10 protein-coding genes and 1 tRNA gene are annotated in these 12,235 nt (G+C 27.6%); 8 read left to right on the plus strand and 3 right to left on the minus strand.

Annotated features, from left to right (window positions below):
- Window positions 1–25: 25 nt before the first annotated feature.
- Window positions 26–2,017, minus strand: a complete 1,992-nt coding sequence (uvrB, locus tag FRW55_RS02890; RefSeq protein ID WP_146368651.1) for an excinuclease ABC subunit UvrB — start codon at window positions 2,015–2,017, stop codon at window positions 26–28.
- Between the two features lie 64 nt (window positions 2,018–2,081).
- On the opposite strand from uvrB, the gene FRW55_RS02895 reads away from it, so the two are divergent.
- From FRW55_RS02895 to FRW55_RS02930, 8 genes are all read left to right on the plus strand, one after another.
- Window positions 2,082–2,837 (plus strand): hypothetical protein, encoded by a 756-nt coding sequence (locus FRW55_RS02895; protein ID WP_146368652.1) that lies wholly within the window; start codon window positions 2,082–2,084, stop codon window positions 2,835–2,837.
- 8 nt (window positions 2,838–2,845) lie between these two features.
- A complete protein-coding gene (ychF, locus tag FRW55_RS02900; protein WP_146368653.1) occupies window positions 2,846–3,946 on the plus strand; it encodes a redox-regulated ATPase YchF in 1,101 nt (366 codons plus the stop codon).
- 12 nt (window positions 3,947–3,958) lie between these two features.
- A tRNA-Trp gene (locus FRW55_RS02905) sits at window positions 3,959–4,032 on the plus strand.
- 315 nt (window positions 4,033–4,347) lie between these two features.
- Window positions 4,348–5,490 carry a DNA adenine methylase gene (locus tag FRW55_RS02910; RefSeq protein WP_146368654.1) on the plus strand — a complete coding sequence of 381 codons (1,143 nt, stop codon included), beginning with the start codon at window positions 4,348–4,350 and terminating at the stop codon, window positions 5,488–5,490.
- A complete protein-coding gene (locus FRW55_RS02915) occupies window positions 5,480–6,511 on the plus strand; it encodes a DNA adenine methylase (RefSeq protein ID WP_146368655.1) in 1,032 nt (343 codons plus the stop codon). The genes FRW55_RS02910 and FRW55_RS02915 overlap by 11 nt, the downstream gene beginning before the upstream one ends.
- A gap of 20 nt (window positions 6,512–6,531) precedes the next feature.
- A complete protein-coding gene (locus tag FRW55_RS02920) occupies window positions 6,532–7,437 on the plus strand; it encodes a hypothetical protein (protein WP_162848288.1) in 906 nt (301 codons plus the stop codon).
- A gap of 14 nt (window positions 7,438–7,451) precedes the next feature.
- Window positions 7,452–9,305 (plus strand): AAA family ATPase, encoded by a 1,854-nt coding sequence (locus FRW55_RS04150; RefSeq protein WP_201798405.1) that lies wholly within the window; start codon window positions 7,452–7,454, stop codon window positions 9,303–9,305.
- Window positions 9,295–10,620, plus strand: a complete 1,326-nt coding sequence (locus FRW55_RS02930) for an LlaJI family restriction endonuclease (RefSeq protein WP_146368657.1) — start codon at window positions 9,295–9,297, stop codon at window positions 10,618–10,620. The genes FRW55_RS04150 and FRW55_RS02930 overlap by 11 nt, the downstream gene beginning before the upstream one ends.
- On the opposite strand, the gene FRW55_RS04250 is transcribed toward FRW55_RS02930, so the two are convergent.
- A complete protein-coding gene (locus FRW55_RS04250; RefSeq protein ID WP_146368836.1) occupies window positions 10,530–10,745 on the minus strand; it encodes a CGNR zinc finger domain-containing protein in 216 nt (71 codons plus the stop codon). The genes FRW55_RS02930 and FRW55_RS04250 overlap by 91 nt on opposite strands.
- Window positions 10,746–10,890: 145 nt before the next feature.
- Window positions 10,891–12,147: an ATP-binding protein gene (locus FRW55_RS02940; RefSeq protein WP_146368658.1), complete on the minus strand. Its 1,257-nt coding sequence runs from the start codon at window positions 12,145–12,147 to the stop codon at window positions 10,891–10,893.
- Window positions 12,148–12,235: the final 88 nt, after the last annotated feature.

Here is a 12,235-nt window from a genome sequence, read left to right on the forward strand (position 1 = left end):
TATTTTATAACTTTTTATAATATTGTTATTGTTTTTCTAATTCTAAAATAATATCTCTTAATTCGATTGCTTTTTCATAATCCATCTCTTTAGCAGCTCGATTCATTTCATCTCTAAGTTTTTTGATGGTTTGCTCTCTAGCGGTTTTATCACTTTTAGTAAGTTTTTTGCTTGTTTCTTGTTTATTAATCAATAAATCAACTGCATTAGCAAGTTTTTCATTGTTAATTGGTTCATTTATTGGTTTTACAATTGTTTTTGGAACTATATTGTGTTTTTTATTGTATTCAATTTGGATTTTTCTTTTTTCTTCATTATCTTCAATTGCTTTTTTCATGCTTCTACTAATTTTGTCTGCATAAAACACAACTCTACCAGAAGCGTTTCTAGCTGCACGACCAGCAATTTGGATTAAACTACGTTCATTACGCATGAAACTTTCTTTATCAGCGTCAAGAACTAAAACTAAAGAAACTTCAGGTAAGTCAATCCCTTCCCTAAGCAAGTTAATTCCTACAACAACATCAAAAATACCTTTTCTTAACTTTCTTAAAATTTCATTTCTTACAAAAGTGTCATATTCTGAATGAATATAAGCTGCTTTAATGTTTTTTAAGGTTAAATAACTACTTAATTCTTCAGCCATTCTTTTGGTAGTAGTTAAAATAATTGTTCTTTCTTTTTTCTCAATTTGTTTTTTTATTTCATCATGAATATCTTCAATTAGTCCATCAGTTTTCTTAACTTCAATTATTGGATCTAATAAACCAGTTGGTCTAACATAAAGTCTAGTAATAACTCCTTGAGTTTTATCCATTTCATAGTCCCCAGGAGTCGCAGAAATATAAACTTTTTGAAAATTGAAATCATTTTCAAATTCTTCAAATTTCAGTGGTCTATTTTCAAGTGCACTTGGTAATCTAAAACCATATTCGACTAAAGTGCTTTTACGACTTCTATCACCTTTATACATAGCTTCAAGTTGAGGAATCATCATATGTGACTCATCAATAAAAATTAATGCATCGGATGGTAAATAATCAAATAAGCTATATGGTCTTTGGCCAAAATCTCTGTTATTAAGGTACATTGAATAATTTTCGATTCCTGAACAAAAACCATATTCTTTTAGGTCATCCATATCATTTTTAACTCTCTCTTGTATCCGTTGCATTTCAAGTAACTTACCTTCATTTTTAAAAAGAATAACTTGTTGATTCAACTCTTCAAGAATTTTTGGTATGGCTTTATCAAACACTTCATTTTGAACTGTATAAGCTTCACCTGGATAAATTGTATGTGTTTTATATTTTTTTATTACATCTTTAGTAAGTGGATCTATATGTAAAATTTCATCTATTTCATCACCAAAAAAATCGACCCTAATTAAATATTCCTCATTATCAGCAGGTGTAATTAAAAAAGACTCTCCCCGCACCATAAATGAACCAGGAACATGATCACTTTCATTTCTTGAATACTTGATTTTAATTAATTTTTTGGCAAAATCATTAAAATCAATTTCCATTCCAACAAAAATATCAAAGAAACTTTTTTGATATTCATCAGGACTTAGCGCCCCATAAATACTTGAAACAGATGCTACAACAATAACATCTCTACGACTTAAAAGTGAATTTACAGTACTCATTCTTAAAATTTCAATATCTTGGTTAGTTGATGAAGTTTTTTCGATATAAGTATCTGACTTAGGAATATAAGCCTCTGGACGATAATAGTCAAAATAACTGACAAAATATTCCACTGCATTTTCAGGGAAAAATCCTTTTAGTTCACTATAAAGCTGACTTGCTAATGTTTTATTATGGGATAAAACTAAAACTGGACGATCAAAATTTTTAATAACATTTGCAATTGTAAAAGTTTTACCTGACCCAGTAACACCAAGTAAAATTTGGTGTTCCATACCACTCTTAATTCCGTCAGTTATTTCTTCAATTGCTTTTGGTTGATCTCCGCTAGGTGCATAAGATGAATTTAATTTAAAAATAGACATATATCAATTTTATTAAATTTAATACTTTTTATTTATATTTGCTCATTAATGTATAATTTCAATTATGAAAATTAAACCTATTTATTTATTTGCTTCATTCTTATCTTTAACGTTGCCTCTTAGCTCTGTGAGTTGCTTTGAAAAAAATTACAAAGAAAATTTTGATCAAAGTGTCCAAAAAATGGACGATTTTTTACTTGAAATCAAAGATAATGTTGAATATAAATCACTTTATAATGTATTTAGCTTATATTTAAATAACATTAAAGATAATTATACAAAAGCAATTGAAAGTGGCGAAGGAATACAACAAGGAATTTACAAATCTATGGCTGCTCAAATCTCAGCCTTGACAGTTGAAGCAAAAAATATTATTAATAAACTCGAAAAGACAGATAAGCAAAGTGATGAATATCTTGCTCAAAAGTTAAATTACCAAGATTTCATTTTTAATTTATTTATGCTTCAATTACCTTTAAACAATGATTTTTATAAAAGTTTTATACGTATTTACACACCTACTGAAAACAAAAAAAATCCTAGTTTAGTTGAAAAAATAACTCAAAAAATTAAAGAAATCAAAGAAGAAAAGCAAGACGAAAAACAATATTCATTATTGATGAGTTCAATTGTGCTTCTTTACAGCAAAGTTTTACTTCAAGAGTTTGATAAAATATATTTTGAGTTCGATGAGCAAGAATTTATTAAATGAAGTTTAATTTTAGATAAAAAATATTCAGAATTTGATGAAATATATAATAAATTACTAAATAATGAAGATGTTGATTTAGAAAATAAAGAAATTTGAAAAATTGATTAAGGAGAAATATGTCACTTAAAGCAGGTATTGTTGGATTGCCAAACGTTGGTAAGAGTACACTTTTTAGTGCTCTAACAAAAAAACAAGTTGAAGCTCAAAATTATGCTTTCACAACTATAGAACCAAACATTTCATCAGTAGCATTAAAAGATCCTAGAATTGATAAATTAGCAGAATTAATCAACCCTAAAAAAGTTGTTTATGCAACTTTTGATTTCGTTGATATTGCCGGACTTGTTGAAGGTGCTTCTAAAGGTGAAGGACTAGGAAATAAATTTCTTTCAAACATTAGAGAAGTTGATGCAATCATTCATGTTGTTCGTTGTTTTGAAAATAAAAACATTATGCATGTAGCTAATTCAGTTGATCCAGCCAGAGATCAAAAAATTATAAATCTTGAGCTTATTTTAGCTGATTTAGAAACAATTAACAATGTTTTACATCGTGTCGAAAAGAAAGCTAAATCAGGTGATAAGGTTGCTCAAATTGAAAAAGAGGCTGCAATAAAAATTAAAGCTAAATTAGAATCTGAGAAACCAGCTCGTGATGTTGAATTAACCGAAGAAGAAATAAAAATAATTAAAGGATACCAACTTTTAACACTTAAACCAATTATCTACGTTGCAAATTTAAGTAATGAACAAATAATAGATTATAAAAACGACCCATTATTTAATGCGTTAAAAAACTCGCTTGAACCACAAACAACAATTATTCCTATTTCAGTTCAAATGGAATCTGAATTAATTCAAATTGAAGATGCTAATGAAGCAAAAGAATTTTTAAGTATGTACAATGTTGAAAGAAGTGGTTTGGATATTTTAACTAGAGAATCTTTTAACTTATTAAATCTTGAAACATACTTTACTGCTGGTGAAGTTGAAGTTAGAGCCTGAGTTTATAACAAAGGAATGTTAGCTCCACAATGTGCAGGAATTATTCATAGTGATTTTGAAAAAAAATTCATTAAAGCAGAAGTTATTTCATACAATGATTTCATCGAAAATAATGGTGAACTTGGTGCAAAAGCCGCTGGTAAAATGCGTCAAGAAGGTAAAAATTATATTATGCAAGATGGTGATATTTGCCACTTTAGATTTGGTAAATAAACCTTTATTTTTGGGAGTTTAGCATATCGGCTATGCAGCGGTCTCCAAAACCGTCGAGACGGGTTCGACTCCTGTAACTCCCGCCATAATTAAACACTAGTTCTGATACTTTTACCGGTGTCGGATCTTTTTATTTTTGTCTATATTTAAGGCTTTTTTTGTTTTTTTAATTGTTTAGCGGGTGCAAAATTTAGCCTTTTCATATTCACTAGCAAAACTAATAGGTAGCACATGTTAAATTTTTCTCACTCGTGCAAACTTTTAATTGAACTAGTTAAACTTTTATTAGAACTAGATAAACGATTACTTACATTAGTTAAACGATTAAAAAAGTGAATGCTTTAGGATGAAAATCTTTAAAAAATGATGAAATTGCGTTAAAATATTATACGGTGATTATTATGAAATACTCAGAAGAAATAAAAAAATATAGGAAAGAAAATGCTCTTTCACAGCAAGATTTAGCAAGCATGCTGGGTGTAAAATTAAATACTATTTATAGATGGGAAAGCGAAAAATATATGCCTAGCAATAAATATAAAAAAAGATTGAATTGCCTTATTGGTGAGAAAGTATTTAAAAAAGAAAATGAATATATTAAATCCCCATTAAATTATACTGGCAACAAATACCGCATTTTAAAACAAATAATTCCTAATTTTCCAAATAAGATTGATGTTTTTGTTGATATGTTTTGTGGTGGCGCAACCGTTGGTGCTAATGTTAATGCAAAAAAAGTATATTTTATTGATAGCAACGAAAGAGTAATATCACTTTTGAAATTTATTGCTCGTTCTAATTTTAAAAAATTTGTTAGTAGTTTAGAACAAAAGATTGTTTATTATAATTTATCATATTCTAATTTAAACGGATATGCACATTACTTTAATGCTGCAACACCAGATAATAAAAATAACGGCTTGAAGAAATTTAATAAAGTAGGTTTTGAAAAAATGAAAGCTGATTATAACTTATTACCTAACAAAAATAGCGATGAAGCTAATACTTTATTATATCTTCTGCTGGTGTATGGATTTAATAACGATTTAAGGTTTAATTCAAAGGGCGAATATAATTTGCCTTGTGGGAAAACAGATTTAAATAAAAATAATTTAAATAAGATTTATGACTTTATTTTAAAGGCTCAAAAAAGTGAATTTATATTTATTTGTGGTGACTTTAGAGATCCAAAAATTCAAAAAATTTGTTTTGAAGAGGCTGAATATTTGTATTTAGATCCACCTTACCTTATTACTGATGCTGTGTATAATGAAACTAGTAAATGAAACGAAGAAACAGAAAATAGTTTGATAAATTTTTTGAATAAAGCAATGGAACATCATTTACCTTTTTGCTTATCTAATGTTATATCTAAGAAAAATGAACAAGATGAAGAGATTTTCAATTGGCCTTTGAAGAATTTTATAGACAACCATGAAACTTTAAAAGTTCAAGGCATTGATTGCCATTATAGGAGTTCCAGTTACAATAAAAAGAATAGAAATTCTATGGAAAAGGAGATTATTGTTTTACATGAAGAATAAAATACAAATTAATAACAGACGATATATTGGCTGTAAAACAAAACTTTTAAATAACATAGAAGAAGCTATTAATACTTTTAATTTTAATTTTAATGAAGCGTCAGTATTTGCTGATATTTTTGCCGGAACTGGAGTTGTAGCAAGTCATTTTGCTAACCTTGGTTATAAAACAATTTTGAATGATACACTTTATTCGAATTATGTTATTTATAAAACATTTTTAGGAGCAGGTACTGTTGACGAAACAAAAATAGAAAATATTATAATTGATTTTAATTCTATTAATGGAGAAGAATTAGAGGATAATTATTTTTCCAGAGTTTATGGTAATAAATATTTTTCAATTAATGATGCTAAAAAGATTGGATATATTCGTGATCAAATCGAAATTAACAAACCAAATCTTAGTGAGAGAGAATATTATTATTTGATTACTTCTTTAATGTATGCAACAGATAAAATAGCTAATACAGTTGGCCATTTTGAGTCATTTTTAAAAAAGGCTCCTCAAGATAAAAATGTAACGCTTCATTTACTTCAAATTAATCCGAACATTCGGCCAGCGGATATTCATAATATTGATTCTAATGAATTAGTGAAAAGAATTAAATGTGATATCGCCTATATTGATCCTCCATATAATGCTAGACAATATGTGAATTTCTACCATGTATTAGAAAATTTAGCCAGATGGGATAAGCCGACAGAATTTGAAGGAAACTCAATGAAATTTAAAAGAAATAATTTGAAAAGTGATTATTGTCGTAAAAAGGCACCAATGTTATTTGAGGAACTTATTAATAACCTTGATACAAAGCTAATTATTGTTTCCTACAATAATACATATAAAGCAGGTAGTATTTCTTCTATTAATACAATTTCTGAGGATGAAATATTAAACGTTCTTTCAAAAAAGGGGAAAGTAAACAAAATATCAATTAATTACAATCCGTTTAATGCAGGAAAAACAGGACTTACTAGTCATATGGAATATCTTTATATATGTGAGGTGATTGATTAATGACTGTCTTAGAATATTATTTGAAAAAACAAAGTGATAAAAATTGGGTTAAATCCTATCAAAGTATAAGCAAGGATTATTTTGGTAAAAATTTTTCCTATTATACTACCAATTTTAGAAAAATACTTTCTTTTCAATCGCAGTTTAAAGCATTTAAAGATGTTTTAGGTATCTCCAGAAAAGAATGGCGCAAAAATTCCGATAATGGTCAAGAAGAAGATAAACAAAGGGTAGTAAACTTAGTAAATGCATCATTTGTTGAGAATGATAGTTATAATAGTGATATATTCATTTTAACTGAAAAAGGAAAAATTTATGATGTATTGTGTTCGAACAAAGAAATAGATCCAGATGAATTGTGGATTCTAACATTTTTATTAATCCTTGATTATTCAACTAAAGTTAGAAAGTTAATTTTGATTGAAGAAGTGTTAAATATTCATATAAATATAGCAAAACATGGGATATTAACACTTCATTTAATATCACTGCTGAAAGAAGTTCTTAGATCAACATGTAGAGAAGATTTATTTGGCAAAGATGGTTTTTGGCTAATAACTTTTAATAAGGAACATGATTTTCTAGAATTATTTGTTAAATCTACTGAAGATGAAAAAAAAGCATTATTTGAATATGTAAAAAGTTGCGCTTTAAATAAGAACAGTGAAGATTGCATAGCACATAAATTTGCAAATAGTGGTGTATATTCAGTAAATTCATTTAAAGAAGATGTTTATATTATTTTATTTATTTTAATTGGTTTTGGTGTTTCAGCACAAAATCTTGATACATTTGTCGAACTAATCTGTCGCGTAAGCAAATATTTAGGCAAAAAGATAGATACTTCTAAAATTCTAGATATTGTTGATAGCAATCCAATATTTAATAAAATTTATAACAAAGTTTTTTTAAATAATAAATACTAAGGAGGTTATTTGAAATGAATGGTGTAGAAAAAAACATAGAAGATATTGAAGTTGCATTAGGAATGAAAAATAGTTCAGCAAATACTTCCAATATTGAACTAACTTTTTTGTCTCCAGAATGGTTCAAGAGTAAAGAGACCTTATACAAAGCCATTGACGAAGAGAAGGATTTGTTAAGCAATGAATTTTATCAAAAATGGGGACCAAATGCTATTAAATTGTTAGATAAGCAAGATTTGTCCCAAAAATTATTTATTGGAACTAACCAAGATAGCTTATGCTATCAATTAGAATATAACAATAAATTGGCAAAAATTTTTACTGGAATTGGTGGAGGATCGAGCTATAAGTATCCATGTTTCTTTAACAATAAGATGCATTCTTGGGTTACAGGTTCTGGTAGAAAAAATAAGATTCTTACTAATGAAGAAGCAGATGAAATAGCAGATAGTCTAAGAAATAGTCTTATTAAAGGATATGAAATTATTTTAGATTATAAAAATACAAATTCACTTATAAATGGTGATTCTTATCTAGAATTATACAAAAAATTAATTGATAATATTGGTAATCTTGCTGATAAAAGTTGGGTTATGAAATATTTTACAATTATTTTTCCAGAGCTATTTGCGCCTTTTTATAGTGGAGATTGGCAAAATAAAGTTGTCGATATTTTAGAGTTACAGGAGAGTGAAAATAGGTATGCGCAAAATGGATATATAATGGAATTTGTGAATCAAGCTAGAATCAGTCCAATTGTCTTTTCGAGAATTATTTACGATATTTTGGATCACAAATTTGAAAATGAAGTTAGTGGAATTTCTGTAAAAAAAACTGAACAGATTATTGATGAAAAAATTAGAGTAAAAGGTGGAGAAAATGTAATAGTCTATGGTGTTCCAGGAGCTGGCAAAAGCCATTTAGTTCAAAATGAATATTTAAAAGGGGTAAGAGAAGATGATGACTATGAAAGACTAGTTTTCCATCCTGATTATACATATTCTGATTTTGTTGGTCAGATTATGCCTGTCATCAACTCCGACAAGTCTATTAGTTATGAATTTACTCCTGGTCCTTTCACAAGAATTCTCAGAAAAGCATATAATAATCCTACCCATAAATGCTTTTTAGTAATTGAAGAAGTAAATAGAGGCAATGCTCCAGCAATATTTGGTGATATTTTTCAATTACTAGACAGGGATTCAAATGGCAAAAGTTCCTATAGTATTACAAATAAGGATATAGCAATTCAAATTTATAAGGACGACGAATCAAACCCAGAAGAAATAAAGAACTATAAAGTCTATATTCCATCAAATTTAACTTTAATTTGTACCATGAATACATCTGATCAAAATGTATATACATTAGATACTGCATTTCAACGAAGATGGAAAATGCGGTTAGTTCCTAATTCATTTGAAGAAGATAACAGTGGTATTGGTAAAACAAAAATATTAGACTCTGATTTGACGTGGGAAGATTTCTGTAATGAAATAAATAGTATAATTTTGGATAAATCTGAAACATTGCCGTCTTCCGAGGATAAAAGATTAGGTGCACATTTTGTGCTAAAGAGTGATTTGATTTATGATCATAATTTTAATTCTTCCGATAATGACTTGAAGCAAAAAGCAATTAGACAAAATCATTTATTTGCTGAAAAAGTTTTAAAATATTTATGAGACGATGCGTTTAAATATGATAGAGGGACAATATTTAATACAACATATAAGAGCCTAGAGAAAATTATTAAGGACTTTGTCGAATCTGAGAAGATGGAAAGATTTAAAATTTTCACTGAAGATATAAAAAAAGATTTAGAAAAAATAACGAATAGCCATAGTGATAGTAAAAATGAAAATTAATCGAGATTGAAATGAAAGAAAATTTTGAACAAACGAAGTAAAGACGCTTAGAGATTTTTGTCGTGTTGATGAAAATAATGATGGCGATAGATTTGTCGGCTTAAAATCTATTATTGATTCAAACAATAACCATATTGTTATGATTTATTTTCCTTGTGGCTATAACTTACCCTCAAACGATCGAGAAATAAGACAAGATATCAGACATTTATTTGGTATATTGGCTGAGTTTGGTAAAGGAGAGGATTTGCTTTTAAAGGTAAAGAGTAATGTTGCAAATGTATCTGTTAATTTTCCCATAAAAGCATACCTTGATATAATTGATTATTTTTTTGATAACGGTGGTGTATATTTTACTGAGAAAGAAACCACATATAGAACAGATACGATGGGAAAAACAAATTGGCCTAAAACTATATGTGATGAAGTTCCAACAATTCAAAATAATTCTTTTATTTATTTAAAGAAAAAAGTAAGAGATCAAAAACCAATGGAAAATAAATTGATTACAGAAATACATAAATATTGTACTCATGAAAGTTTTGAAAAACTTGGTTGGCTTTTTGGAACCTTAGTCCCTGAAAATACTCATATTCGTGTTAATAGTGAATTATTTATTAGTATTATAAAAAAGCAAAGATTAAAAACTTTCGAAGATAAGCAACTCAAATTGTTTGATGCCATGTTAAAAATACTAGAGTATAAAAATACTGAAGCCGATAATAAAAAATATTATTTTGGTACGGATAAATTCGAACATATCTGGGAAAAGATGGTTGATAGGGTGTTTGGAATTCAAGAAAATAAGCAAGAATATTTTCCCAGAGCATTTTGGAAACCTAAATATTTATCTGAAAGTAGTAAGAAAAAACGTCCATTACAGCCAGATAGCATAATGATCTTGAATGATAAATTCTATGTTTTGGATGCAAAATATTACCACTACGGCTTAACTGGAAATAGTGATGATTTACCTAATTCTTCAGATATTAATAAACAGATAACTTATGGAGAGTATATAGACAAGAAAAAAGGACATGAGCCCTACAACGCCTTCATTATGCCTTTTAATAGAAAGTCAAACATATTTGGAATTAACGAAGATATGAGTAATGTTGCTGAGGCTTATGGTGTTTGAAAAAGTGGTGAAGATGGCGAATGTGGAACAAAAAAATACGAAAAAATACAAGGAATTTTAGTTGATACACGATTTTTAATGTACCACTATAGTTCGAATAGCCATGACAAATATCAAGAACAATTAGCTAAAATTATTGAAGACGGATATAAAGAAAACAATGGAGTTAATGAATAATCATTGACTCCTTTTTTTCTTGCTCTAGATCTTGCTGCATTGGCATTATTCCCACAGGCATCAGAACAATATTTTCTATTATAAGATGTAGCCTTTACTAAAAAAGTTTTTCACAGTATTCGTATTCCTTATATATTTGCGGTTTTATGTTTAGATAAAATGTGGATAAATATAAAAATCAATTTCTTCTTTATAAGAATATTTAGCTTCAATTATGAGTGTGTCAATCATTTTTTCGTAAATTGGATTTTCTTTTTTTATTAAACATATTTATAAAATTCCATTTTCATCATGAATAGGTGTTATATTATCTTTGACAATAACAATTTTCTTAAATGAGTCCCCAGTTCTTCTTAATGATTCAGTTTCCTGAAGTCTTTTTTCTTTTGTATCTATATTAAGAGCTGATTGAATATAATATCTATTACTTCCTATGTTTATAATAAAGTCAACTTCAAGTTGCATTCTAAGAGATTTTCCGTTTGAATCTTTTGTGTTATATACAACAACACCAACATCTACATTATATCCTCTCATTCTCAGTTCATTATAGATCACATTTTCCATTATATGTGTTATTTCATTTTGTCTAAAATTCAATCTACCATTTCTAAGTCCCAAATCACTAAAGTAGTATTTATATGGTGTTGAAATGTATTTTTTGCGCTTAACATCATATCTCTGAGCTTTTTCGATTAAAAAAGCTTCTTCAAAATAACTTATATAATTAGAAATTAGATGTCGGCTTATAGTTATATTTTTTTCTGATTTAAAGGTTTTTTCCAATTTACTTGGATTAGTTAATGAACCGATATAAGAAGAAATAATATCAAGTAAACTACTTATTACAACTTTATCATTTGAAATATTATATCGCTCTATAATATCTTTAAGGTAGGTGGTTTCAAAAATACCTTTTAAATATTCACTTTTTTGATTATGACTTTTTAGTTCAACTACTGAACGAGGCATTCCGCCATAAATACAGTAATCGCTAAAAGCATTACTTTTTTCTCCTTCATAACAACTATAAAATTCGGAAAACGAAAATGGATAAACTTTAATTTCATCACCTCGATCTCTAAATTGTGTTAATACATCTTTAGAAAGCATTTTTGAATTACTTCCAGTTACATAGATATCTACATTTTGAATTTTCATTAAACCAATCAAAACATCAACAAAAGTTATTTTTGAATCGTCTTCTTCAAAAAATGGATTTTTTATTTCCTTTACAAATTGAATTTCATCAATAAAAATATAGTATTGAAGTGTACTATCTACAATTTGATCTCTTAAATATTTATCTAACTCTATTGGATTTCTATATTTTAAGTTTTGAATATCATCTAAGCTAATTTTTATAATTTGTTCGTTTTTTACTCCTGTTGACAAAAGATATTTTCAATATAGTGTAAATAGAAGAAATGATTTTCCACATCTTCTTATTCCAGTGATTATTTTTACTCTTCCATTTTGTTTTTTAGAAATAAGTTTATTTAAATATCTAGGTCTTTGAATTTCCATATCACTCCATTTAAAATTTTTGCGTATTTACGCATTTTTACTAAATATATTACAACATTTGTAGTTATGTTAACTTTAATTTATTTAA

The organism is Mycoplasma anserisalpingitidis (assembly GCF_007859615.1).
GTDB classification, from domain to species: domain Bacteria; phylum Bacillota_I; class Bacilli_A; order Mycoplasmatales; family Metamycoplasmataceae; genus Mycoplasmopsis; species Mycoplasmopsis anserisalpingitidis.